The sequence below is a fragment of the Brevibacterium oceani genome, from assembly GCF_017948325.1.
Classification (GTDB): domain Bacteria; phylum Actinomycetota; class Actinomycetes; order Actinomycetales; family Brevibacteriaceae; genus Brevibacterium; species Brevibacterium oceani.
On the sequence record NZ_CP072846.1, the window covers coordinates 84,176 to 109,364 of the forward strand.

The following is a 25,189-nucleotide window of genomic DNA, read 5'->3' on the forward strand; positions in this document are numbered from 1 at the left end:
ACTGAGATGAGGTGACGAGACCGATGACAGGTGCGCGGAGGAGTGTGCGGACGGTGCCCTTGGCACTGCTCATCCTCTACACGATCTTCATCGGTCTCGTCACTCTCTCGCCCCAGCAGATGGACACGGGCCCCGGTTCGTTCATCGCGGGGCTGCTCGACTTCCTCGCCTCTCACCGCCTCACGGCGTGGATCGACTATGACATCCTCGAGAAGCTCGCGAACGTGGGGATGTTCGTCCCGTTCGGCTTCCTCGTCTCCCTCCAGGCCGGACGCCGCCGCTGGTGGCTCGGCTGGGTCACCGGCATCGCCTTCACCTGCCTCATCGAGGGCACGCAGGCGACCCTGCTCTCACCCACACGCTTCGCCACGATCAGCGATCTCGTGACGAACAGCCTCGGCGCGGGCATCGGTGCCGTGCTTGCGCTCATCGCCATGATCATCTGGCCGCCGAGGCGGGACGACGTGCCCATCGACCATGTCGTTCGGTGACGGCGACGTCCGCTGATTGCGGCGACGATCCCTGATCGGATTCGCATCCGCAGCTGAGGATGCGCCAAGGATTGCCACGTAGGTTGGTCGTGATGACAGATCGAGATCAGCGCACAATCGGTGCGCCGCTGGCCCTTCTTGTTCTCTACACCCTCTTCATCGCCGCGATCACGATGACCCCACAGCAGCTGGGGACCGGCCCTGACACTCTCATCGGGCACGCACTCGACCTCTTCGCCGCGCACCGGGAGACATCCTGGCTGACGTATGAGCGGGTCGAGAAGCTCGGCAATGTGGCGATGTTCATTCCCTTCGGATTCCTCGCCGCCCTCCACTTCGGCCGCAGGCGCTGGTGGCTCGGGTTCGCCGTCGGCGCGAGCCTCAGCGCGGCCATCGAGATCTTCCAAGGTACCGTGCTCACGCAGACCCGCTTCGCCACGCTCAGCGACCTGGTGACGAACACCCTCGGCGCCGGCCTCGGTGCACTGTTCGGGCTGTCGGCCATGGTGATGTGGCAACCACGCAGGGCGAAGCGCGGTGGTCGCCGCGAACTCGTCGCGGCATAAGTGTCGACGACCGGGATGACATTGCCCTCGGCGAACCCGAGGCTGCGCGGTGATCATCCACGGCTGCGCGGGGACCATCCACGACGAAGGATGAGGACAGGGCGCACGCGCAATGTGAGAGGCCGACCGACGATCTCACGATCACTCGGCCGACCGACGCCGCTCACCCCAGCGAATCGACGATCTTCCTGATCCGGCGATCGCGGGTCTCCTCGGCCTTCGCCGAGGTCACCTGCCGCACATGCTCCTTGCGCTTCGAGGGAGCGAGCGCATCGAAGTCGTCGCGGACCCCGGCGGCGGCGAGAGCCTCGGCGAGGGAATCGGGGACGGGCGTCTCCCGGTTCGAAGTGTCGTGGGTGAGCGTGACGTCGTGGGTCTCCCCGCCGGCCACTCCGATCTTCTCGCGGTGCTCCTTGGCCAGCGGGAGCAGGTACTTCCCGCCCATCACCGCCGTCGTCGACGGATAGGAATACCCTTCGATCGTGACGATGACCGGCACCCGCTTGCCGACGCCGAAGCCGAGCACGACCTCCTCGGGGACCTCGATGCCGACGTTGTTGCCCAGACTGAGCAATTCAGTGGTGAACGTGACCATGGGTGCTCCTCGGTGAGTGGTCGGTATCGCTCGAGCGTAGGCCGATCACTCCTCGTCGGCAAGGCCCTTCCGCGCAGAATCCTGCTCGGCAGGAGCCTCGTCGGCAAGGGCGGACCCGGAGGTCCCGGAGAACCGCGGCCACCAGCAGTCCACCCGCCTGGCGTATTCGCGGTACTCATCGCCGAAGCGCTCGTACAGATCGGCCTCCTCGTGGGGGCGGATCAGCCAGTTCCACAGCAGCGAGCCGATGAGCGCGTAGACGACGACCAGCCACGAACCGATGAGCAGGCCCATCGCCACTCCCTGGGCGATGCCGGCGATGGCCATGGGATTGCGGACGAAGGCGTAGGGTCCACGGGCGACGAGGTGGTGCGCCATCTGGGACGGCAGCGGGGTGCCCGAACCGAAGTTCGCGATCGCCCGGGCCGACCACACGCCGATGACGCTGGAGAACGCGAGCAGGGCGAAGCCTGCGACGGCCAGCAGGATCGGGAACTTGTAGGACAGCTGCCACCGGTCCTCGAAGGAGTTGATGAGCAGCGGAATGATGACGAGGAACACGCCCCAGAACACGACGATCTGAATCGTCGTGTGCACGAGCAGGCGCGAACGCACCCGCGTGTGCGAACTGTGGAAGGCGAACGGCCCGATGAGCAGCCAGTCCGAGGGTACGCGACCGAGCAGAACGAGCGCACCCGCGATCACACTGCCGACCGCTGCGAGGATCATGAGCACGGCACCGAGTCCCGCCTCGGTGGTGGCGGTGGCATAGATGACCATGCCGAGGCCGACGAGCACGCTCCAGCCCGCAGCGATCCACACGGCCCAGCGGAAGTTCATGGCCGCCAGCGCCGAGGCGATGACGAAGAGAGGGATGTCGACGACGGCGACCAGCAGCGGGTCGATGCCGCCGAGCGTCGCCGACTGCACCGCGGGGATCGTCGCGGTGCCCAGCCACCATGCCGCACCGGCGAGAGCCTGGAGGGCGAAGTACATGCGACCGTGGAAGATCCGCAGCCGTTTCTTCGGCTTGTTCACACTCGTGAGATGTCGGCTCATGCGGTCACCGTCCCACGGATGCAGACGCTCGTGGCGCCGCCGACCCAGACGGCTGGGTCCGCCGAGGTGGTCGCCGAGGCTGATTCCTCCGTCGTGATCGAGACGACCCCGGCCCGACCGAGCGCCGTGCCCTGAGTCGTCGTGTAGGAATCGGGGGCGAGCCCCGCGCCGATGAGCCACTGCGCGACCGAGGCGTTGAGGCTGCCGGTGACCGGGTCCTCGCCCACGCCGACGCCGGGGACGAAGGCTCGGATCTCGTATTCGTGCTCGGAGCCTTCCGGGTGAGCGCCGAAGACGCCGAGCTTGGCATCGGGGATCGCGGAGAAGTCGGGCGTGAGTGCGAGCACCTGCTCTGCACTGGCCAGGCGGACAGCCGCCCAACCGGGACCGTTGTCGACCCACTGATGGTCGAGGATCTCGCTGCGGTCGATGCCGAGAGCACGGGCGATGTCGTCCACATACGCTTCGTCGAGCTCCCCGGTGCGCAGCCGCTTCGGAGCGGCGAAGGCCAGGGTCTCGGGCGTTTCGGCCGACGGGGAGGCCGGGCCGCCTCGGCGGATATCGACGAGCCCGGCACCGCATTCCTGGACGATCCGACCGTCCCGGGCCGGGGTGCCGCCGGCATCGAGCCAGGCCGCGGCCGAACCGAGGGTCGGGTGGCCGGCGAAGGGCAGCTCGCGGCGCGGGGTGAAGATCCGCAGGCGATAGTCGGCGGCGGGATCGGTGGGGGAGAGGACGAAGGTGGTCTCGGACAGGTTGGTCCAGTTCGCGATCCGGGCCATCTGTTCGTCATCGAGGCCGTCGGCTTCGAGGACGACGGCGACGGGGTTGCCGCGGAAGGGAACGGCGGAGAAGACGTCCACCTGGGCGAATCGTCGTAGTTGAGGCAATGACACTCCTTCGCGAGTTGTGGCACGCGCTGCGAATGGGGGATTGCGCGACCACTGTCTTCCAGTGTAAAGGGCCAGGCGGGAACGGCCGTGGATTGCCCCATGGCCGGGTCGACGTGCCGCGACCGGCGACTGCATAATGAGGCATGGTCGAAGAAGTCTCAGCAGACGGTCGCGCACTGCGCATCGGTGTCCTCGGCGGCGGATTCATGGGTCGCGTCCACAGTCGAGCCGCGCGCTCGGCCGGTGCCGTCCTCGATTCCGTGGCCACCTCCTCGCCGGCGTCCAGCGCCCGGGCGGCGGCCGAACTCGGATTCGCACACTCCGCGACCGCGCATGGCCTCATCGACCGCGGCCTCGACGTCGTCCATGTGTGCTCCCCCAACGACGTCCACGCCGAGCAGTCGCTGCGGGTTCTCGACTCCGGTTCGGCGCTCATCTGCGAAAAGCCCCTGGCCACCGATTCTCAGGCCGCTCGCGCCGTCCTCGCCCGCGCCGAGGAGGCCGGCGTGATGGGCACCGTCCCCTTCGTCTACCGCTATCATCCGATGGTCCGGGAGGCCCGCGCCCGCTTCCGCGCAGGCGAGGTCGGCCGGCTGCTCACCGTCGACGCCGGATACCTCCAGGACTGGCTGCTGGGGTCCGAGGACGAGAACTGGCGCGTCGAATCCGCCCGCGGCGGCCCCTCGCGCGCCTTCGCCGACATCGGCTCCCACCTCGTCGACCTCATCGAATTCATCATCGGCGACCGCATCGCCGCCCTCGTGGCGACGACGCGGACCGTCCACCCTCGCCGAGGCGGGGCCGCCGTGACGACGGAGGACACCGTGGCCATCACCGCCGAGTTCTCCGGCGGCGCCATCGGTTCGCTGCTCATCTCCCAGGCCGCTCCCGGCCGGAAGAACTCCCTGACAGTGGAGATCGCCGGCACCGAGGCGAGTATGCGCTTCGACCAGGAGCAGCCCGAGCGGCTGTGGCTCGGCCGTCGGGCCGAGAGCCGGCTCCTCGTCCGGGACCCCGATGCGCTCGCCGCCGACGCCGCCCGACTGTGCGCGGTGCCGGCCGGCCACCCGCAGGGCTACCAGGACGCCTTCAACTCCTTCGTCGCCGACTCCTACGCTCATTTCGCAGGCGACCGACCCGAAGGCCTGCCGACCCTGCGCGACGGAGTCCGCGCGGTCCTCGTCACCGAGGCGGTGCTGGAATCGGCCGCGACCCGGTCCTGGGTCGACGTCGATCAGGTGTGAGCGGGGAAGTCCCACCCCACCCTGACGCCGCTTCACATCGTTCCTACTTCACGCTGCCTTCACTTCACACTGCCTGCGGTCAGCCCGCCGACGAGGCGCTTCTCGATGAGCATGAAGAGGATGACGACGGGCAGGATGCCGACGATCGAGACGCCGAAGACGTACTGCCAGCTCGTCTCGTACTGGCCGACGAACTTCGTCAGCGCCACGGAGATCGGCTGATTGCCGGCCGTGGAGAGGATGACGAGCGAGGCGGCGAACTCGTTCCAGCAGGCGACGAATGTGAACACGATCGCCGTGACGATCCCCGGCCACACGAGGGGGAGGTTGATCCGGAACAGGACGGCCAGCTGGGATGCCCCGTCGAGCCGGGCCGCCTCGTCGATCTCCTTGGGGATGCCGGCGAAGAACGAGTGCATGATCCAGGTGGCGAAGGAGAGGTTGAACGCGGCGTTGACGACGATCATCGCCGCCCACGTGTCGTTCATCCCCAGCAGGGAGAACTGCCGGAACAGGCCGGAGGTGAGCACGGCCGGCTGCAGCATCTGGGTGACGATGACCAGGAACATGAACACCATCCGGCCCGGGAACTTGAACCGTGCCGTGTAGTAGGCGGCGGGCAGGGCCACGACGAGCACGAGCAGGGTCGCGCACACGGCGATGATCACCGTCGAGATCATGTTCTGCACCAGCGGGGTCTCCGGCGTCGACCACATGTCGACGAAGTTCTCCCAGTGCCATTCCTGCGGCAGGTACGTCGGCTCGACGGACCTGATCTGCGACTTCGTCTTCACCGAGCCGAAGAACATGATGAGGTAGGGCAGGACGAAGACCGCGAAGACGATGAGTCCCACGATCATCCGCCCGATCACGGTGCCCATGGGCACCTTGTCGGCGGTATAGCGCTTCCGTCGCCGAGGCGGCGCACCGTTCGCGTGAGGACGTGCGGTTTGCGGCGGGGTGGCGGCCGGGGTCGTGTCCGTGGCCATCAGACCTCCTGCATGGGTTTGACGACTCTGACATAGACGATGACGACGAGGATGACGATGAGGAAGCCGATCACCGACAGGGCGCTCGCGACATCGACCTTGTGCTGGATCTCGATGTACTTGAAGATCATCGTCATGATCGTGTCCGCTCCGTAGCCGGGGATCGACCCCGTCATGACCTTGAGGATCGGCAGCGAGTTGAACACGTTGATGATGTTGATGAGCACCGCCACGCTCAGCGCCCCGCGCAGCTGCGGGAGGATGACGGCGAAGTAGGTGCGCCAGGGTCCGGCGCTGTCCATCCGGGCGGCCTCGATGGTCTCCCGGGGGATCGTGGCCAGACCCGCGAGCAGGGTGTAGGTGGTGAAGGGCAGGGACACAAAGACGGCGATGACGATCGACCACAGGAAGCCCGTCGTCGGATTCTTCGTCCAGCCGTAGCCGGCCGGATTGTCGATGAGTCCTATGTCGACGAGGAACTTATTCACCACCCCGAAGTACGGCTCGAGCCCGTAGTAGAAGACCATCGTCGTCATCACCACCGAGGCGGCCCACGGGATGATCACGGCCAGCCGGACGAGCTGCCGGCCGGGGAAGGCCTTGTTCAGGATCTGTGCGAGTCCCAAGGAGATGACGACGGCGAGGCCGACGACGGCGACGACCCAGATGATCGTGCGCACGATGATCGGCCAGAACTGGTCGAAGGCGAAGAGCGCGGCGTAGTTGTCGAAGCCGACCGAGCCCTTGTCGATACCGGACGTCGAGATGTCCCGGGTCGAGTTGAAGATCATCAGCCCGGCGGGGAAGAACACGACCCCGACGATGAGGATCAGCGCCGGGGCCAGCCACGGCAGGGCCTTGAGCGTGTCGCGCCACGTGGTCGTGGTGCGGTCGCGGCGGCTTCCACGTGGGCTCACCCTTGGTCGACCTGGTCCTGGATCGACTTCAGCACATCCTCGGCGGACTTCGATTCGAGCTGACCGAACGTCGACTTGAAGGCGCCGTCGGTGGCCGACCACTTCGAATTCGTCGAGGGGTAGAACTGCGCGTCGGGCATGGTGTCGAGGAAGGGCTTGAGGTCCTCGTCGTCGGCGAGTTCCTTCGCACCGGACTTCGTCACCGGCAGGAAGCCTTCGGCCTCGACCCAGGGCAGGTAGTTGTCATCGGCGTAGTAGTAGTCGAAGAACTTCGTGATCGCCTCGGCCTTGTCCCCGTCGTTCTGGAACGCCATGAGCTGGTCGCCGACGCCGAGGGTCATCGGCTTGCCGTCCTTCGTCGGGATCGGCACGACCGAGTAGTCGAGGTCGGGGTTCGAGTCCTCGATCTGACCGACCGTCGGGGGCAGGCCGACCTGCATGCCGATCTTGCCCTGGACGAAGATGTCGAGCAGCGGGGTGCGCTGGGAGGAGCCCGGATCGTCCTGGGTGGCGCCTGCGTCGATCATCTTCTTGATCTGCTTCGCGCCCTCGAGGTTCTCGGGCGTATCGATCGTGATCTCCTTCTCGTCGCCGAAGCTGCCTCCGGCGCCCCAGAGCCAGATCGCGGCCTCGGCCTGAGCTTCTTCCGAGCCCAGCGGCATGCCGTAGCCGGCGACGCCGCCGCCGAGTTCGGAGACCTTCTTCGAGGCGTCGAGGAGTTCGTCCCAGTCCTTCGGGGCTTCCTTCACCCCCGCCTTGTCGAGGAGTTCGTTGTTGACGAACAGCGCCCTCGTCGAGGCGATGAGCGGCAGGGCGTAGGCGGTGCCCTTGAGGGTCTCGTTGTCGAGGAAGCCCTCGTCGAAGTTCTTGTACGTCTCGGGGCTCGTGACGTCTTCGGCCTTGTAGAGCAGCTCGTCGGAGGCGAATCCGGCGAAGGGGCCGCCGTTGTAGATGTCCGGGGCCTCGCCGGCCTGGATCTTCGTGGACACGACCTTCTCGAGGTTGTCCCAGGACTGGACCTCGAGGTTGACCGAGATGTCCTCGTTCTCCTTCTCGAAGCCGTCGATGACGTCCTGCCACAGGCCCTTCGTGGCGTCCGAATACGTGGGCACGAGGAAGTCGAGGGTGGTCTTGCCGGAATCGGAGTCGGATCCGGACCCGCCGAAACCGCAGCCGGAGACGGTCAGCGTCAGTGCTGCCGTGGCGGCGAGGGCGGCGAGGGTGCGTGTTCTTCTCATGGTCTGTTCTCTGTTCCCGTCTTCTCGGCGTTCCGGGTTCCGCCGGTCAGCGTTGACCAGAACTGTGTGATGAATGAAAGTATGGTGTGAGTGCAGTCACAAGGTCAAGCGTCAGATCGTGTTTGTGCAGTAATTGATTGAATAACGATCATCGGATTGCCGTGTTTATCGGCTACACGGTCACTATTATGCTCAATTGCGGTAGTCTGCAGGTGTCGAGGACGACGCGGTGTCGAGGACGACGAAGAGGATGAAGGGCGAACATGGTTGATGTGTCTCTGCGCGACGTGGCGCTGAACTATCCGGGAACGGATCGGCCCGCCGTGTCCGAGGTCGACCTCGAGATCGCCGACGGCGAGTTCCTCGTCCTCGTCGGGCCGTCGGGCTGCGGGAAGTCGACGACCCTGCGGATGCTCGCCGGGCTCGAGTTCCCGACCGAGGGCAGCATCCTCTTCGACGGGCAGGACGTCACCGACGTCTCGGCGAAGGTCCGCGATGTCGCGATGGTCTTTCAGTCCTATGCCCTCTACCCGCACATGACCGTGTCCGAGAACATGGAGTTCTCGCTGAAGAACACGGGCGTGGCCAAGGACCGCCGCCGTGAGCTCGTCGCCGAGGCGGCCGCCATGCTCGAGCTCGACGAGCTCCTCGATCGCAAACCCAAGGCCCTGTCCGGCGGGCAGCGACAGCGAGTGGCGATGGGGCGTGCGATCGTCCGACGCCCGCAGGTCTTCCTCATGGACGAACCGCTGTCGAACCTCGATGCGAAGCTGCGCGTGCAGACGCGCGCGCAGATCTCGGCGCTGCAGCGCAAGCTCGGCGTGACGACCGTCTACGTCACTCACGACCAGACCGAGGCGATGACGATGGGCGATCGCGTGGTGGTGATGAATGAGGGCCGCGTCGAGCAGGTCGGCACCCCGCGCGAACTCTACAATTCCCCGGCGAGCCTGTTCGTCGCCGCGTTCATCGGCTCCCCGACGATGAACCTCATCCCCGCGACGAGACGGCCCGACGGCACCGCCGTCGGCGCCGGGATCTCGGTGGCCCTGCCCGACGGCCTGCCGGATTCCGGTGAGGACATCGTCCTCGGGATCCGTCCCGAGGATCTCGTCGTGGACGACGAAGTCACAGCCGCCTCGGCGGGGGAGAACCTGCTCGAGCTCGAGATCTCGCTGGTCGAAGAACTCGGCTCGGACACCTTCGTGTACGGAACCACGCCCGACCAGGACCCCCTGCGGATCAGGGAGAAGCCGGTCGTCGCGCGCCTGACCAAGGGCGGGACACCTCGGCGCGGGGATCGGATGACCTTCCGAGTCGATCCCCGGCTCGTCCACGTCTTCGACGCCCAGACCGAACGGCTGGTCCGGTAGTACTGCGGCAGGCAGTACGGCAGGGCGGTCGCTACTGAGGTGATTCTGGCGATCGGCTGAGGGCGTCGTTCAGGGTCTCTTCGTACACTGAGCGGCTATGGACTTCAACCAGGCAGCGGCGACGTGGTGGGACGCGATCACCTCCGGTTTCGGGCGGCAGGACGGGCTCGAGCTCGACGTTCTGCGGCTCGTGCTCGTCATCGGCGTCCCCCTGCTCGTCACGCTGACCCCGGGCATCTGGCGGTTCTTCGGCCTCTTCGTCACCTTCGTCCACGAACTCGGCCACGCCTTCGCGGCGCTGATGACGGGGCGCGTGGTCAAGGGGATCTCGCTCAACTTCGACCATTCCGGGCAGATGAACTCGTTCGGGCGGGTCGGCTTCTCGGCCACGTGGGCGGGGTTCTGGGGGTATCCGGCACCGGGCGTGCTCGGGCTCGTGCTCATCACCTCGGCGGTCTATGGCTGGGCGCCCTTGGCGCTGTCGGTGGGGGCGCTCATCCTGCTGGTGGCGCTCATCTTCATCCGCAACCTCGCGGGCGCGGTGATCGCGGTGGTCACGGCGGTGGCCGCGCAGCTCGTCGTCGTGTTCCTGCCGCTCGAATGGATCTCGGTCTTCGTCGCGGCACTCGGCACGGGGCTGGCGATCGGCTCGCTCAAGGACCTCGTCAAGGTCATCCGCGTCCACACCCGCCGGCGTCATGTGCAGCAGTCGGACGCTTTCATCCTCGCGCAGGGGTCGAGCCTCCCCGCCGGCGGCTGGCTGACCCTGTTCGCGCTGGTCATCATCATCTGCGCGCTCGCCTCTGCCCGGGTGCTGTACACAGCGGTCACGGTCGGCGGGGTGTAGGCGGCGAGGACTCGCTCGGGCGGGCGGGGTCGGCCCGCTCGGGCGTGGGGCCGGCTCGTTCAGCTGGGTGCGGCCGGCTCGCTCGGGTGGCCGTGATGCTGTGATGCGGCGTCAGGGGCGGATGGCACAATCAGAACATGGTCGCACACCCGAAATTCTCCGCCGTTCTGTTCGACTGCGACGGCGTGCTCGTCGACTCCGAGAGCATCACCAACGGTGTCCTGCACGGAATGCTCGTCGAGCTCGGGTGGCAGCTGACGCCGGAGGAGTGCATCGCGCGCTTCGTCGGCAAGATGCTCCGCGATGAGGCCGACGTCATCGAGGAGCACTCGGGCTATCGCATCGACGACGAGTGGATGAATGAGTTCCGCCGCAGGCGCAACGCCGAGCTTGCAGCCTCGCTCCAGGCCATCCCGGGTGTCGTGGACGCCGTCCATCGGATCGCCGAGGTCTACCCGGGAGCGATCGCCTGCGCTTCGAGTGCGGACCGACCGAAGATCGAACTCCAGCTGCGGAAGATCGGCCTCTTCGACGCCTTCGACGGTCGGATCTTCTCCGGCATGGAGCTTCCACGCTCGAAACCCGCCCCCGACGTCTATCTGGCAGCGGCCGATGCGCTGGGCATCGACCCCGCCGAGGCGGCCGTGATCGAAGATTCCCCCACCGGCGTGATCGCCGGTGCCGCCGCACGATCCCATGTGCTCGGATTCTGCCCGGACTCACCCGTTCATCAGAGCCCCGAGACTCTGCTGTCGGCCGGTGCCGCCGAGGTCTTCACGTCGATGGAGCAGCTGCCAGGGCTGTTGGTCGAGTAGTTCTCATCGGTGCTGGTGTGTACGCGACACGTGGCGCTGGCATTGCCGCCGGATGCTGGGGTTGCCGGGGGATGCTGATTCGACTTCGAATCGTCCGATGAAACGAGGCGTCTGATGAAGCGAATCGTTTGATGACTCGCACTGCTCGATCATTCGAATCTGTCCTGGCTCTCGAATCATCAAATACCAGCAAACACCATTCAATGAAAAGACAGTTCTGTTCGTAATCGAATTGTGACATTCATTTCTTCGATTCAGAGGTAGAATTGATCTAAGGCATTCACATCGACGTGAAAGGCGGTGAGACCGATGAAGGATTCCCCGGACCCCCATAACCCGAACGACGACGGTCTCGACCCTGCCTCCAACAACGCCGGAGAGGCCGACGAGGCCGCAGTTTCGCCCTCCGCCCGTCCAGTGGTCGGCTCCGATTCGCCGCGCCGCCTCGACGTCGACCCTGATTCGCCCATGGCTGTGGTCGCGAGCATCGCCCGCCTGAGCTCAGGCGCCAAGATCGCCGAGTACCAGGCCGTCGCCGGCCTGTTCCTGGCCGAAGTCCTCGATCGCCTGCGCTACGCCCCCGCCGACGAGATCTACTACCACGCGACCTTCACCCAGACGGCCGAACGGTTCCTCGCGGTCCGCGACGGAGGCCGGACGAACAAGCGCGACGAAGACGATCCCTGGGTCGCAACCGACGCTGCCGGCGACGCCGAAGCTGAGACCACTGCCGACATCGATGCCTCAGGCGCGTCCGCCGCTGGTTCGGCCGTCGTCGATTCCGACGAGGCAGGCTCCGAAGGTGCGGACTCGGGCAGCACGACCGATCCGGCCGGGACCGAGCCCACGACGGGCGCACTGGCGGAACCGCTTCCGAACTTCCCGAAGTTCCAGCTCCACAAGTCGTTCAACAGCTGGGCTCACGAGCTGACCGCCCGCGAGGAAGTCACCGAGCTGGCCGCTGTCCTCGGAGCAACGAGCGACGGCGCTTACAACGAGATCACGAACGCGATCACGCTCGTGTTCGGGCTGCCGAAGTTCCTTGACCGCTGCCTCCAGGGCGAGTTCACCATCGAGCACGTGCTCTCCGCGACTCGAGCCGTCAAGGACGTCAGCTTCGAATACGTTCCTCGCCTCGATGCCTACCTGGCCGAGCGTCGCGCGGACATCACCCTCGAGACCTTCAGGAAGTCTCTCAACCTGAAGATCGCGGCGATCGTCCCGGTCGACGATCGCACCGAACTCGCCTCCAAGCGTCGCCATGTCGACATCACCACGTACTCCGACGGCACCGCCTCGGTGACCCTCATGGGCCCGGCCGTGGAACTCAAGGCGTTCTACCTGCGCATCGAAGCCTTCGCTCGCGCGATCCGCAACGGCCAGATATCAGCATTCACCGACGTGGACCTCAGCGGCACCGAAATGGACGAGCAGGACAGCATCGCCGCCCTGATGTTCGACATCGCCACGCGTGCGACCCCGCAGATGGTCATCGCGGTGAACGCGCACGATACGACCACCGGCGAGACCACCACCAAGGAGTTCGCCTTCGACGCGACCGACTCCACCGGCCCCATCACGGCGGACGCGGTCGACGCCACGGCACGGACGACACAGCGCGAAGCTGAGGCCGCAGCAGCCGCCGGCGCCGAGGTCAAGACGATCATCAAGCTCGTCATGCCCACTCATGGGCAGTGGGTGAGGGAACAAGCGAAGATGATGGTGTCGGTGCCCTACCTCACTGCGATCGGTCGCTCGGAGTTGCCGGGAACGTTCTCGGACGGCTCCCCGGTGCCGCCTGAAGCGGCGCGAGTTCTGGCCGCTCAGAGTCCGACCTGGCACCGGATCCTCACGGACCCGGCGACGGGGACACCGATCGACGCCCGCTCGAAGAGCTACTACATTCCAGCCGACGTGCGCGCGCCTCTGACGGCGAAATGGCAGTCGTGCTCGGCTCCCGGATGCACCCGTCGCGCCGAGACCTCGGAAATCGACCACATCATCCCCTTCGATCACGACGATCCGGCACGGGGCGGGCAGACGACGTTTGAGAACACGCACCCGCTGTGCAAAGCCGACCACCAGAGGAAGACCGACCGCAGGTTCTCGGTCCGGTCGACCGATGACGGAGCGGTGGAGTACGCCTTCCGCCACGGTGTCGTGACAAAGATGTACCCGCCGGACAACCCGATCAACGCCGAGCATGCACGGCAGGTGGAGAACTATGCCGAATTGCCCGATCTGCTTGCAGCAGACGATGGGCCCGGAGCCGAAATGTGCCCCGACATCGATGCCGTGGCTGACATGGACACCGTCGAGGAGCACCTTACAGGGCAGGCACAGCGGTCGCAGAGAGCGGCCGACGAGAATCGGGATCCCCGATGGGATCGGGACGAACCGCCGCCATTCTGACAGGTGGCACCGGTCTGCCCAGCCAGCACCTTTCGGCGGCTAGCCTTCGTCCTCCTCGATCAGGCGGCGGACGTCGTCCTGGTTCCGGACCTCGCCCTTCTTCGCCGCCTCGATGACCTTCTCATGCTGTTCGTCGGTGACGACCGGCACCTCTTCGCCGTTGCCGTCGATGATCCGGCCGTCCTTGACGGTGTCGCCCTCGGTGAGGATGGCTTCGTTGTCGATCAGCCTCTGCAGCTCCTCCTTGCGGATGACTCGACCGGTCCCGGCGACGAAGACCGAACGATCCGAACGGTCCTTGGCCTTCACACCGATGTGGTTGAAGACCAGATTGAGCAGCACGGCCATGAGCGTGGCCGAGGAGATGCCGGAGTGGAGGATGATGCCGACCCACGACGGGAATGAGTTGTAGAAGTCGGGCTCGACGACAGGAATGATGCCGAACGCCAGCGAGACCGCGACGATGATCATGTTGAGATTGCCCTCGTATTCGACCTTCGAGAGCGTGCGGATGCCCGAGGCGGCAACGGTTCCGAAGAGAACGATGCCCGCTCCGCCGAGCACAGGCGACGGCACCGCTGCGACGACTCCGCCCATCACGGGCAGCAGACCGAGGATCACGAGGATCGCACCACCGGCTGTGACGACGAAGCGTGACTTCACACCGGTGATCGCGACCAGACCGACATTCTGAGCGAACGCCGACTGCGTGAACGAATTGAAGACCGGCGAGACCGCTGAAGAGAGCATGTCGGCGCGAAGCCCGGACGCGATGCGCTTCGAATCGACCTTGGTCTTCACGATCTCGCCGACGGCGATGATGTCCGCGGTCGTCTCGGCGAAGGTGACGATGATGACGATGAACATCGAGATGATCGCAGCTGCCGAGAACGTCGGCATGCCGAAGGCGAACGGCTGTGGGAAAGCGAAGACACCACGATCGAGCACATGCGAGAAGTCGGCCCAGCCGAACACGAGGCAGCCGATCGTGCCGATGACGATGGCCAGCAGAATCGACAGTCGTGAGACCATCGCGACCGGAATCCGGCTGAGAACGAGCACGACGGCCAGCGTGCCGACGGCGATGAGGATGTTGCGCATGCTGCCGTAGTTGGCGGCCTCCGCATCCCCGCCCATCGCCCATCCCGCAGCGACGGGCATGAGTGACAGGCCGATCGTCGTGATGACCGTACCCGTCACCACCGGCGGGAAGAACTTCACAATGAGCGCAAAGGCCGGTGCCACTATCAGACCGATCACCGAGGCGACCAACACCGAACCGAAGACCGCTGGCAATCCGTCACCGCCGGCCAGGATCGACGTCATCGTGGCGACGCCGGCGAAGGAGACGCCCTGGACGAGCGGCAGCTGAGAACCGAAGAACGGCACTCCCACCGACTGCAGAATGGTCGCCAGACCACCCATGAACAGGCACGACGCGATGAGCACGCTGATGCCGTTGCCATCGAGATCCGCGGCCTTGCCGATGATGAGCGGCACGGCGATGATGCCGCCGTACATCGTGAGGACGTGCTGCAGCCCGTAGGCGAACGAGCTGCCGACGGGCAGCCGCTCGTCCTCGGGCCTGCGCGACTTCTTCGCGGCCGACGACGCCCGCTTGTTCTGTGGTGACTGCTGGGATACCGACATCTATCTCTCCGTTGAGCTCATCCTCGGGTGATGGTTGTGCTCTCGTGCACTCTGCCTGACTTGTCGAGCATCAGTGTCGGTGAGTGGGCACCGCGGCGACCGAGGGATCGATCTTCCAATATGTGAAAAGTATTTTCCTTATCGCAAAACTCTAAAGGAATACCATTCTCACCGCAAGGCATTTTCGTGACCTGGGGCACATGCTAGAGTACACGTCTGTCGATGCGACTCGTACCCGGGGGTAGCTTATCGATCCCGAGGCGGGTCTTCGAGTCATCGAACGGCGGAGCAGCAGACGCCGAAAAACCTGAGCTGGTGGCGGTCGGCCCCAGTCCTGTCGCCACTCACCGGAAGCGTACGGTTCGAGCAGCGAAAGGCGACACAATGACCAGCAATGACATGACCCAGGATGGTATTCCATCCGACGAGGCGGCCGCGCGGCTGTGGCTGCGTGATCCTCTGGTCGTCCACCTCGGCGCGGGTGCCGATCCGAATCTCGCCGCGCGTGGGATCGTTGTCGATCGCACCACCGGAACCATCGTCGAACTCATCCCGGCCGGCGGCGAACCCCAAGGCGGAGCGGAATCGGTCTCCGAGATCGTCGACGCCTCCGAGCACGTCATCACTCCGGGCCTGATCAACACGCATCATCACTTCTATCAGACCCTTACCCGGGCCTGGGCCCCGGTCGCGGATCTGCCGCTGTTCGGGTGGCTGCAGAACCTCTATCCGGTGTGGGCGAGGCTGACCCCGCGCGCCCTCGAGCTAGCGACGACCGTGGCCATGGCCGAACTCCTCGAATCCGGGTGCACGACCGCTGCCGACCATCATTACCTGTTCCCGACGGGCATGGACGAGGCCATCGACATCCAGGTCGAGGTCGTCCGCGCACTCGGCATGCGGGCGATGCTCACCCGCGGATCGATGTCGCTGGGTGAGAAGGACGGCGGCCTGCCTCCGCAGCAGACCGTGCAGGACGCCGAGGTGATCCTCGCCGATTCCCGCCGCCTCGTCGAGGCCCATCACGAACGCGGTGCCGGCGCGCAGATCCAGATCGCCTTCGCCCCCTGCTCGCCGTTCTCCGTGACCACCGAACTCATGCGCGAGAGTGCGACGCTGGCGGCCGAACTCGATGTCCGCCTCCACACGCACCTGGCCGAGACCATCGACGAAGAGGACTTCTGCCGGGAGCGCTTCGGCTTGCGCACCGTCGACTACCTCGAATCCGTCGGCTGGTTGGGTGATCGTGCGTGGCTGGCCCACGGAGTCCACTTCGACGACGAGGAGATCCGCCGCCTCGGCGCCGCCGGAGCCTCCGTCGCGCACTGTCCGACCTCGAACATGCGCCTGGCCTCAGGCATCGCGCGCGCGGTCGAGCTCGAAGACGCGGGAGTGGCTGTCGGCCTCGGCGTCGACGGTTCGGCCTCGAACGATGCCTCGAACCTCATCCGCGAGGTCCGCCAGGCCCTCTATATCCAGCGTCTGCGCTACGGTGCCGAGGCGGTCACCTGCGATCGGGTCCTTGACTGGGCGACGAAGGGATCGGCGGCCGCGCTCGGCCGCGACGACATCGGAACGATCGGCATCGGGCGGCAGGCCGACCTCGCGATGTTCCGCCTCGACGGTCTCGCGTTCTCCGGTGCGCACGATCCGATCCCCGCGCTTGTGCTCTGCGGTGCGGAGAAGGCCGACCGGGTGATGGTCGGCGGCAGGTGGCGGGTCCTCGACGGCCACGCGATCGGTGCGGACGGGGTCGAACTCGACAAGGAGGCCCTCATCGCCGCCCACCAGGAGGAGGCACGCCGCCTCATTGCGGGCTGAGGGGCCTCGTCGCAGAGGTGGAGCGCGGTCGCTCAGTCTTCGGGTTTCTTGAACACTTCGCGCAGGTGATCGCCGGTGAGGAAGTCGCCGACGCCGATCATCACCAGGCTGAACACGATCTGCTCGGTGATCATCCACACCGGGTAGAGGCCGGGGATCGCGGCCATGACGAGGGTGATGACGGGGAAGATCTGCGTGAACAGGCGCAGACGCTGGTAGCCCCAGTAGAGACCCTTCGTCGCGCGCCAGAAGAAGTAGAACAGGGTGGCGGTCATGCCGAGAACGACGATCGTGCGCATCCACACGGCGAACGGGACGGGTTCTCCGGCTTTGGCGATGATGATCGCGTAGACCACGGCCCCGAAGCCGAGGACGAGTTCGAACACGAGCAGCCACGTGATCCAGGCGAATGCCCGCTTCGTCTTCGGATGCGACAGGCCTTCGGCCGGGACCATGATGCCGGCCTTACTGCCGCCGGCGATGCGGTCGATCTTCGAGAACAGATTCTCCATGGACATGACTTCAGGCTAACCCTGCAACGGTCCGGATTCCGCCTGATTCGGCGCTTCTGCGGGTGTGAAGCCGAACATCAATCGAAAGTTGGGGACGGAGTTCAATCCTGCGGGTCAGGAAAGCGGGGGCGGATCCTGATGAAGTGGAAGCATGAAGAAGATATTCAACGCGGCATTCGCATACATGATCATCGGTGTCCTCGCGGGTCTGTTCTACCGCGAGTTCACCAAGGCCAACGACTTCCCGGAAGGCGACTTCACTCAGCTCGGCGTGGTGCATACCCACGTGCTCACGCTCGGATTCATCGTCCTCCTCATCGTCCTTGCGCTCGACAAGGTGTTCGGACTGTCCGGGACGAAGCTCTTCTCGTGGTTCTTCTGGCTCTACAACGCCGGCGTCGTCCTGACGGCGGGAATGATGGTCTGGCACGGTTCGCTCACCGTCCTCGGCGAAGAGTCCAATGCCATGATCGCCGGCATCGCAGGACTCGGACACATCGCCCTGTCCGTCAGCCTCGTCCTGTTCTTCCTCGCCCTGCGCAGGAAGGTCGTCGGCGCGGCCGAACCGGCAGCGCCCAGCATCGAGGCTGCGGCTGCCCGGTAATCTTCCGGCAACTCGGTGAGTCGGGACTTTCGCCGAAGGGAACACCTTCGCCGAGGCGGCCCGGGTCCAGGGTGATAACAGGGTCGTTCAAGGCGAAGCGCACTCATCGATCGGTGCACCGGTCGACGGGTGCGCTTCGCCTTGAACGAGCGAGCAGAGAGGTTCCGCCGCTATCGGGTCACCGGCTGTTGCAGCTCGACGATCCAGTCAGGACCGGTTTCGAGGTAGACCTCGCGGCATGGTCCGACGAGTTCCCAGCCCTGAGCGAGGGCCCATTCGGCCAGATGCTGCCAGCTGGCGCCGATCCGGTTCATCGAACCTTCGTGGATGAGCGTCGCCGCGGTGCACGACGGCAGCTCGCCGATGTCGAGCTCGGGTCCACTGCCGCTGTCGCCGCTCGCGGAAGCGCTGTCCGCTGTTGGAGGGCTGGTGCGGAATCCGCAGGTGACTTCGGTTCCCGACTCCGTTTCAGCGTAGATGCCGACCGCCATGGTCGGCACCCCTCCCGCCTCGGTGATCGCGTCTGCCGCAGAGTCGAACAGCGGGCCGATCTCGGCCGTGTCGAACGGAGGTTCGCCGAGGAGGACCGTGCGTCCGAGAGTCCTCTCCGGGGGCAGGTCCTTGATGATGCAGTCTGGGTGGTCCATGGTCGTCCTTTCGATGAGGGCCAGCCGAAAATCGACTTCGGCCAGCGCGGAGACTGCCGCCGTCTGTTCGGCCAGCAGCTGATGACGACGTCGGTGGAGCATCTCGATGAGTGCATTCGAACTCAGTTCGGAGTCGAGCACTCCGGCGATCGACCGCAGTGGGATCCCGAGGGCGCTTAGCGCCATGATGCGGTTGAGCCGCGTCAGCTGCCCCGCACCGTAGCGTCGATGGCCGGTGAACTCATCGACCGCCTGTGGGATGAGGAGGCCGAGCGACTCGTAATGGCGCAGCATCCGCACGGATACCTGCCCGAGCCGAGAGAAGTCACCGATCTTCATAGTCCCCACTCCTTCGCCGTCAACACCATCTACCCACCTGCCACAGTGTCAGATGCAAGAGCGAGTGTCAGTGCAAAGTCGAGTGCCGGGGGCAAGCGCGGCGGTCACTGGTGTTCGAGGAATCCGCGCAGGAGCTGTTCCGTTCCCTCCGCATGCTGAGCGGCGAGTTCCGCGGCCAGCTCGGGATCTCCGGCGAGGACGGCATCGAGGATCTCACCGTGCTGGGCGCACGAGTGCTCGACATTGGTCTCGATGAACGGAATCCGATCGAGCAGGGCGTTGATCCGGTCACGGGTGCTCGCGGAGGCGGCCACAAGCGAGGGGATCCGCGTGAGCTCGGCGATGCTGAGATGGAAGCGGGCATCGAGAGCGCGGAACTTCTCGGCGCTCTCACCTGGTGCCCCGAACACTTCCCGACATTCGCTCTCCGCCGTGGTGAGCGCTTCGACCTCGGCGGACTGGAGAGTCCTCGAGGCGACGATTCGGGCGGCGGCGGTTTCGAGCACATGCCTGAACCGCACGGCATCGTCGAGTTCGGCGGGATCGATGCTCCCTTCGGTCGCGTCGTCGCCGGCAGAGGGCAGCCTCGTGACGAACGTTCCGCCGTAGCGACCCCGTCGGACCGTGACGATGCCCGCGGTCTGGAGCTCGCTCAGCGCCTGCCGGAGCGTGGCCCGCGAGACCTTGATCCGGGCGGCGAGATCACGCTCCGCAGGAAGCTTGTCGCCGACGAGGTACTGGCCCAGGCGGATGGCGCGGAGGAGTGCCGCGATCGTGTGCTCGAAGACATTGCCCCGCGAGTGGGCGGGGGCCGACCCGGAGGAAGGTGCGGCCGCGGGCCCTGAAGTGGGCGTGGCGGTTGCGGCTGAAGACGGCGCAGCCACAGGGTTCGTCCCCTCGGCACGCGCCGCGGTCACCTCTTCACCGCCGCTCTCACCGTGCTCCACTGCTGCCTCCTTCACTGGCTTTCTGCCGCTCGTCTCCTGCCATCCAAGCAGAAAATCCTTGACAGTCGATTGTGGTCCAGATTACATTCGATCTCAGTCAATGGTATGAACTTGATCCATTGAACGTCTCGTTCACCGTCTCACCGATCATCGAGAACCCCGAGGGGCAGCCATGAGCAAGAACATCGAATACGGCAATGTCGATGAGCACTACCTCGAGAAGCGGCAGCTGAAGAAGGGTGCCGCCGGCTGGATCCTCCTCGCGGGACTCGGCGTTGCCTACGTCATCTCCGGAGACTTCTCCGGCTGGAACCTTGGACTGGCCGAAGGCGGCTGGGGCGGTCTGCTCATCGCCTTCCTCCTCATGGGGCTGATGTACGTGTGCATGGTCTTCGGCCTCGCCGAACTCTCCTCCACACTTCCGACCGCCGGGGCCGGCTACGGATTCGCCCGGCGCGCACTCGGCCCGCTCGGCGGGTTCGCCACCGGCATGGCCATCCTCATCGAGTACACGATGGCGCCGGCCGCGATCTCGACCTTCATCGCCGGCTACGTCCAGGCGCTCGGCATCCTCCCCGAATCGGTGCCGACATGGACGATCTACCTCGTCGCCTATGCGGTCTTCATCGGAATCCACCTGTGGGGCGTCGGCGAGGCGCTGCGACTGATGTTCGTCATCACCGCCGTCGCGGTCATCGCCCTCGTCGTCTTCGTCGTCGCCGCTGTCGGCCACTTCGATGCGAGCAACCTCTTCGACATCGAACCCACCGGCTCGTTCGGCTCATCCGCGTTCATGCCGATGGGCATTTCCGGTCTCCTCGCCTCCCTCGTCTTCGGGATCTGGTTCTTCCTCGCCGTCGAAGGCGTGCCGCTCGCCGCGGAGGAATCGGCGAACCCGAAGAAGGACATGCCGCGCGGAATCATCACGGCCATGGCGATCCTCGTCGTCTTCGGCGCACTCATGCTCACGCTCGTCCCGGGACTCGCCGGCGCCTCGGCGATGGGAGTCTCCGACAATCCTCTGCCCGAGGCTCTGCGTACGATCTACGGTGAGAACTCGGCCCTGGCGACCTTCGTCAACTGGGCGGGCCTGGCCGGGCTCATCGCGAGCTTCTTCTCGATCATCTTCGCGTACTCCCGGCAGCTGTTCGCGCTCTCCCGCGCCGGCTACCTGCCCAAGTGGCTGTCCCTGACAGGCAAGCGCAAGACCCCGGTGCTCGCGCTCATCGTCCCCGGCACGATCGGCTTCATCCTCGCGATCGCCGTTGACGGCAACGGCGGAGTCCTCCTCAACGTCGCCGTCTTCGGCGCTACGGTCTCCTACGTCCTGCTCAACCTCTCCCACATCCGCCTGCGCTTCAAAGAGCCCGATCTGCCCCGCGGCTACCGGACTCCCGGCGGCGTCGTGACCACCTCCATCGCCCTCGTGCTCGCCTCGGTGGCAGTGATCGCCACCTTCTTCGTCGACATCCTCGCCGCGGGCATCGCCGCCGGAGTCTTCCTCATCGCGCTCGCCTACTTCTGGTTCTACTCCCGCCACCACCTCGTCGCGAGCGCCCCCGAAGAGGAGTTCGCACAGATCGAAGCCGCGGAGAAGGACCTCAAATAACCCGCCGGATCCGCCACCCGCCCACACGCTCAGTCCACCACCCCGCACAGCAAAGGAACGACGCATGACCGAGATTCCGGTACCCACCTCGCCCACCTCACAGCAGAGGACGTCCCGAGGGTCGATCCAAGCCGATCCGCTCTCTGTCGACGAGCTCCGCCGCCTCGCTGCCGAGGGCACGATCGACACCGTGGTCGTCGCCATCACCGATCACATGGGCCGCCTGCAGGGCAAGAGGCTCGGCGTCCAGTTCTTCCTCGAGGACGTCATGGACCACGGCTCCGAATGCTGCAACTACCTGCTCGCGGTCGACGTCGACATGAACACCGTCGACGGCTACGAGGTCTCGTCCTGGGAGACCGGCTACGGCGACATGGTGATGAAGCCCGACCTTGCGACCCTGCGCCTCCTTCCCTGGCAGCCGGGCAGTGCGATGGTCAACTGTGACCTCCTGACGACCACCGGCGCCGAGGTGGCGCCCTCCCCACGTCAGATCCTCAAGCGCCAGCTCGCCCGCCTCGCCGAGCACGGACTGAGTGCCCATGTCGGCACCGAACTCGAATTCATCACCTTCGACTCGAGCTACGAAGAGGCCTTCGCCTCGAAATACACCGAGGTCACGCCCTCGAACCAATACAACGTCGACTATTCCCTGCTCGGCACCGCCCGAGTCGAACCTCTGCTGCGCGACATCCGCAATTCGATGGCAGGGGCGGGACTCTTCGTCGAAGGGGCGAAGGGCGAATGCAACTTCGGCCAGCATGAGATCACGTTCCGCTATCAGCCCGCGCTCAAGGCCTGCGACGATCACGCGGTGTACAAGAACGGCGCGAAGGAGATCGCCGCTCAGCACGGCAAGTCGATCACCTTCATGGCCAAGTACGACCAGAAGGAAGGCTCTTCGTGCCACATCCATCTGAGCTTCCGCTCGGATGAGGGCGATATGGTCATGGCCGGAGACCGCGAGCACGGGTTCTCCACTCTCATGGAGCAGTTCATCGCCGGGCAGCTCGCCTGCATCGAGGACTTCACGTACTTCTTCGCCCCGAACATCAACTCGTACAAGCGCTTCGTCGAAGGCTCCTTCGCCCCGACCGCCGTGGCCTGGGGCTTCGACAACCGCACCTGCGCCTTCCGCGTCGTCGGCTCGGGGCCCTCCCTGCGCGTGGAGTGCCGAGTCGGCGGGGCCGATCTCAACCCGTACCTCGCCACTGCGGCTCTCATCGCGGCGGGGCTCCACGGGATCGAGAACGGCCTCGAGCTGCCCGCGATCACCGAAGGCAACGCCTACACTGCCGGTGCCGACCGCCTGCCGACCACTCTCAAGGGAGCGCGCGACCGATTGGAGGGCTCACAGGTCGCCGAGGATGCCTTCGGAGACTTCGTCGTCCGCCACTACGTGCACGCCGCCGACATCGAACTCGACGCCTACAACTCGACCGTGACCGACTGGGAGAGGCTCCGTGGCTTCGAACGACTCTGAACCCGCTGCCGGACCGACAACGCCCGTCATCGCCGTCAGCTGCTATATGCAGCGGGCGCAATGGGGTGTGTGGGACACCGAGGCGGCCCTCATCCCGGCCGACTATGTCCGCATGGTCGCCGCCTGCGGGGCGATCCCCGTGCTGTTGCCTCCCCATGGTCAGACCCCGGCCGTGCTCGACCGCGTCGACGGACTCCTGCTCGCCGGCGGAGCCGACGTCGATGCCGCCGAGTACGGACAGCGGCCGCACGAGACTACTGTGTCCCACCCGTTCCGGGACGCCAGCGAGACCATGCTCCTGGCCGCTTCCCAGCAGCGTGGCCTGCCCGTGCTCGGCATCTGCCGGGGGCTCCAGGTCATCAATGTCGCGGCGGGCGGCACGCTCGATCAGCACCTGCCGTTCTCGCTCGGGCATTCGGACTACCAGCCCGCTCCCGGCGTCTACGGGCAGGTCTCTGTGACGACCGACCCCGGGTCGCTCGCCCACGAGATCCTCGGCGAGGCGACGACGGCACCCTGCTATCACCATCAGGGGGTCGACCGCCTCGGCGCCGGTCTGCGGGTGACGGGACGCAGTCCCGAAGGTCTCATCGAGATCATCGAGCGAGCCCCGGACAGGGAACGGGACTCGGGCTGGCTCTTCGCCGTCCAATGGCATCCCGAACACGACCCCACCGACGATCGAGTCGTGCGCGCCCTCGTCGAGGCGGCCCGACGGCACATGGCAGACAGAGCAACGAGGAGAACATCGAAGTGAGCATCTACACGGTCATCAACCCGGCGACGGAAGAGCCGATCACGGACGTCGAACTCGCCGATGTCGAGGAGACGGACCGGGCGATCGCGAAGGCGGCGCGGGCCTACGAGTCCTGGCGGGCTGTGGCCCCTGCCGATCGGGCCCGGATCCTGCGGCGCTTCGCCGACAGGGTCGCTGCGGCGAACGAGGAGCTCGCGCAGCTCGAAGTCGCCAACGCCGGCCACACCATCGGCAACGCCAGGTGGGAGGCCGGCAACGTCCGCGATGTCCTCGAATACTACGCGGCGGTGCCCGAGAGGCTCTTCGGCCGTCAGATCCCCGTCGACGGCGGCGTCAACATCACCTTCGCGGAACCGCTCGGCGTCGTCGGCGTCATCGTCCCCTGGAATTTCCCGATGCCGATCGCCGGCTGGGGATTCGCCCCGGCACTGGCCGCCGGGAACACCGTGGTCCTCAAGCCCGCCGAGATCACCCCGCTGACCGCGATCCGCCTCGGCGAGCTCGCCCTCGAGGCAGGCCTGCCCGAGGGCGTGCTGCAGATCATCCCCGGCAAGGGCCCCGTCGTCGGTGAGCGCTTCGTCACCCACCCCGACGTGCGCAAGGTCGTCTTCACCGGATCCACCGAGGTGGGCAAGTCGATCATGAGCGGCTGCGCGGCGCAGGTGAAGAACCTCACCCTCGAACTCGGCGGAAAGAATGCGAACATCGTCTTCGACGATGCTGATGTCGCAGCCGCCGCGGCCGCCGCCCCGGGAGGTGTCTTCGACAACTCGGGTCAGGACTGCTGCTCACGCTCTCGGCTGCTCGTCCAGCGTGGGATCTACGAGGATTTCATGGCCGCGCTCGAGTCGTCGGTCGGCTCGTTCGCCTGCGCGGATCCGAGCCGGGAGGACACGGACATGGGTCCCCTCGTCACCGCCGCCCACCGGGAGAAGGTCGCCGGCTACGTCGCCGCTGCCGAGGTGGCCTTCACCGGATCAGCGCCGGAAGGTCCGGGATTCTGGTTCCCGCCGACGGTGATCACCCCACCGGATGTCCGAGCCGCGGACTTCCGCGAGGAGATCTTCGGGCCCGTGCTCTCAGTCGTTCCCTTCGACACCGAGGCCGATGCCCTGCGCATCGCCAATGACACCGAATACGGGCTGTCCGGATCGATCTGGACGAACGATCTCGACCGGGCGATGCGGGTCTCCCGCGGCGTCGAGGCCGGCAACCTGTCGGTGAACTCGCACTCCTCCGTCCGCTACTCGACCCCTTTCGGCGGGTTCAAACAGTCCGGCCTCGGCCGTGAACTCGGTCCCGACGCCGTGTCCGCATTCACCGAGGTCAAGAACGTCTTCTTCGCAACCAGACCAGCACGCTGACCGGTGCGCTGCGCGTT

Annotated in this window: 23 protein-coding genes; 13 read left to right on the forward strand and 10 right to left on the reverse strand. The window is 65.9% G+C overall.

Features of this window, described 5'->3' with window-relative positions; genetic code table 11:
• Positions 1-53 precede the first annotated feature (53 nt).
• Together J9314_RS00370 and J9314_RS00375 are read left to right on the forward strand one after the other, a co-directional pair.
• Positions 54-491, forward strand: coding sequence for a VanZ family protein (locus J9314_RS00370; protein WP_246490533.1), 438 nt, complete (start codon positions 54-56; stop codon positions 489-491).
• A 92-nt stretch (positions 492-583) separates the two neighbouring features.
• Positions 584-1,057: a VanZ family protein gene (locus J9314_RS00375; RefSeq protein ID WP_246490534.1), complete on the forward strand. Its 474-nt coding sequence runs from the start codon at positions 584-586 to the stop codon at positions 1,055-1,057.
• 163 nt (positions 1,058-1,220) lie between these two features.
• Here the strand turns inward: J9314_RS00375 and J9314_RS00380 are convergent, their stop codons facing one another.
• From J9314_RS00380 to J9314_RS00390, 3 genes are read right to left on the reverse strand one after another with little or no spacing between them, the layout of a single operon-like run.
• Complete coding sequence (locus J9314_RS00380) at positions 1,221-1,652, reverse strand: YdeI/OmpD-associated family protein (RefSeq protein WP_210603934.1); 432 nt, start codon at positions 1,650-1,652, stop codon at positions 1,221-1,223.
• 45 nt (positions 1,653-1,697) lie between these two features.
• Positions 1,698-2,711: a methyltransferase family protein gene (locus J9314_RS00385; RefSeq protein WP_210603936.1), complete on the reverse strand. Its 1,014-nt coding sequence runs from the start codon at positions 2,709-2,711 to the stop codon at positions 1,698-1,700.
• Positions 2,708-3,601 carry a PhzF family phenazine biosynthesis protein gene (locus J9314_RS00390; protein WP_246490535.1) on the reverse strand — a complete coding sequence of 298 codons (894 nt, stop codon included), beginning with the start codon at positions 3,599-3,601 and terminating at the stop codon, positions 2,708-2,710. Before J9314_RS00390 ends, J9314_RS00385 begins: the two co-directional genes overlap by 4 nt.
• Before the next feature lie 146 nt (positions 3,602-3,747).
• Between J9314_RS00390 and J9314_RS00395 the strand changes: the two genes are divergently transcribed.
• On the forward strand, positions 3,748-4,848 hold the full coding sequence (locus J9314_RS00395; RefSeq protein ID WP_210603940.1) for a Gfo/Idh/MocA family protein: 1,101 nt from the start codon (positions 3,748-3,750) through the stop codon (positions 4,846-4,848).
• Between the two features lie 59 nt (positions 4,849-4,907).
• Here J9314_RS00395 and J9314_RS00400 read toward each other — a convergent pair whose 3' ends face one another.
• From J9314_RS00400 to J9314_RS00410, 3 genes are read right to left on the reverse strand one after another with little or no spacing between them, the layout of a single operon-like run.
• Complete coding sequence (locus J9314_RS00400; RefSeq protein WP_210603941.1) at positions 4,908-5,837, reverse strand: carbohydrate ABC transporter permease; 930 nt, start codon at positions 5,835-5,837, stop codon at positions 4,908-4,910.
• Positions 5,837-6,754 (reverse strand): carbohydrate ABC transporter permease, encoded by a 918-nt coding sequence (locus J9314_RS00405; protein WP_246490536.1) that lies wholly within the window; start codon positions 6,752-6,754, stop codon positions 5,837-5,839. Before J9314_RS00405 ends, J9314_RS00400 begins: the two co-directional genes overlap by 1 nt.
• Entirely contained in the window at positions 6,751-7,992 is a 1,242-nt protein-coding gene (locus J9314_RS00410) for an extracellular solute-binding protein (protein ID WP_210603943.1), read from the reverse strand. The genes J9314_RS00405 and J9314_RS00410 overlap by 4 nt, the downstream gene beginning before the upstream one ends.
• Before the next feature lie 263 nt (positions 7,993-8,255).
• Here J9314_RS00410 and J9314_RS00415 point away from each other — a divergent pair, with 263 nt between their 5' ends.
• The 4 genes from J9314_RS00415 (at position 8,256) to J9314_RS00430 (ending at position 13,439) form a co-directional block, all read left to right on the forward strand.
• On the forward strand, positions 8,256-9,365 hold the full coding sequence (locus tag J9314_RS00415; RefSeq protein WP_210603945.1) for an ABC transporter ATP-binding protein: 1,110 nt from the start codon (positions 8,256-8,258) through the stop codon (positions 9,363-9,365).
• 97 nt (positions 9,366-9,462) lie between these two features.
• Positions 9,463-10,212, forward strand: a complete 750-nt coding sequence (locus J9314_RS00420) for a M50 family metallopeptidase (RefSeq protein ID WP_210603947.1) — start codon at positions 9,463-9,465, stop codon at positions 10,210-10,212.
• Between the two features lie 137 nt (positions 10,213-10,349).
• Positions 10,350-11,027: an HAD family hydrolase gene (locus J9314_RS00425; protein WP_210603949.1), complete on the forward strand. Its 678-nt coding sequence runs from the start codon at positions 10,350-10,352 to the stop codon at positions 11,025-11,027.
• Positions 11,028-11,336: 309 nt separating this feature from the next.
• Entirely contained in the window at positions 11,337-13,439 is a 2,103-nt protein-coding gene (locus J9314_RS00430) for an HNH endonuclease signature motif containing protein (RefSeq protein WP_210603951.1), read from the forward strand.
• A gap of 39 nt (positions 13,440-13,478) precedes the next feature.
• Here the strand turns inward: J9314_RS00430 and J9314_RS00435 are convergent, their stop codons facing one another.
• Complete coding sequence (locus J9314_RS00435) at positions 13,479-15,089, reverse strand: nucleobase:cation symporter-2 family protein (RefSeq protein WP_210603958.1); 1,611 nt, start codon at positions 15,087-15,089, stop codon at positions 13,479-13,481.
• 384 nt (positions 15,090-15,473) lie between these two features.
• Here J9314_RS00435 and J9314_RS00440 point away from each other — a divergent pair, with 384 nt between their 5' ends.
• Positions 15,474-16,910: an 8-oxoguanine deaminase gene (locus J9314_RS00440; RefSeq protein ID WP_246490537.1), complete on the forward strand. Its 1,437-nt coding sequence runs from the start codon at positions 15,474-15,476 to the stop codon at positions 16,908-16,910.
• Between the two features lie 32 nt (positions 16,911-16,942).
• On the opposite strand, the gene J9314_RS00445 is transcribed toward J9314_RS00440, so the two are convergent.
• Positions 16,943-17,428: a hypothetical protein gene (locus J9314_RS00445; RefSeq protein ID WP_210603960.1), complete on the reverse strand. Its 486-nt coding sequence runs from the start codon at positions 17,426-17,428 to the stop codon at positions 16,943-16,945.
• Positions 17,429-17,573: 145 nt separating this feature from the next.
• Here J9314_RS00445 and J9314_RS00450 point away from each other — a divergent pair, with 145 nt between their 5' ends.
• Positions 17,574-18,026 (forward strand): DUF2871 domain-containing protein, encoded by a 453-nt coding sequence (locus J9314_RS00450; protein ID WP_210603962.1) that lies wholly within the window; start codon positions 17,574-17,576, stop codon positions 18,024-18,026.
• Positions 18,027-18,196: 170 nt separating this feature from the next.
• Here the strand turns inward: J9314_RS00450 and J9314_RS00455 are convergent, their stop codons facing one another.
• Both J9314_RS00455 and J9314_RS00460 read right to left on the reverse strand, forming a co-directional pair.
• Positions 18,197-19,012 carry a MerR family transcriptional regulator gene (locus J9314_RS00455; RefSeq protein WP_210603968.1) on the reverse strand — a complete coding sequence of 272 codons (816 nt, stop codon included), beginning with the start codon at positions 19,010-19,012 and terminating at the stop codon, positions 18,197-18,199.
• Between the two features lie 104 nt (positions 19,013-19,116).
• Positions 19,117-19,959, reverse strand: coding sequence for a FadR/GntR family transcriptional regulator (locus J9314_RS00460; protein WP_246490538.1), 843 nt, complete (start codon positions 19,957-19,959; stop codon positions 19,117-19,119).
• A 172-nt stretch (positions 19,960-20,131) separates the two neighbouring features.
• Between J9314_RS00460 and eat the strand changes: the two genes are divergently transcribed.
• The 4 genes from eat to J9314_RS00480 all read left to right on the forward strand — a co-directional run bounded on the left by eat (position 20,132) and on the right by J9314_RS00480 (position 25,172).
• Complete coding sequence (eat, locus tag J9314_RS00465) at positions 20,132-21,568, forward strand: ethanolamine permease (RefSeq protein ID WP_181274177.1); 1,437 nt, start codon at positions 20,132-20,134, stop codon at positions 21,566-21,568.
• 64 nt (positions 21,569-21,632) lie between these two features.
• Positions 21,633-23,051 (forward strand): glutamine synthetase family protein, encoded by a 1,419-nt coding sequence (locus tag J9314_RS00470; RefSeq protein ID WP_210603969.1) that lies wholly within the window; start codon positions 21,633-21,635, stop codon positions 23,049-23,051.
• Complete coding sequence (locus J9314_RS00475) at positions 23,032-23,808, forward strand: gamma-glutamyl-gamma-aminobutyrate hydrolase family protein (RefSeq protein ID WP_210603970.1); 777 nt, start codon at positions 23,032-23,034, stop codon at positions 23,806-23,808. The genes J9314_RS00470 and J9314_RS00475 overlap by 20 nt, the downstream gene beginning before the upstream one ends.
• The gene (locus tag J9314_RS00480) at positions 23,805-25,172 is read left to right on the forward strand and encodes an aldehyde dehydrogenase family protein (protein WP_210603971.1); all 1,368 of its coding nucleotides are present in this window, start codon (positions 23,805-23,807) and stop codon (positions 25,170-25,172) included. Before J9314_RS00475 ends, J9314_RS00480 begins: the two co-directional genes overlap by 4 nt.
• Positions 25,173-25,189 lie beyond the last annotated feature (17 nt).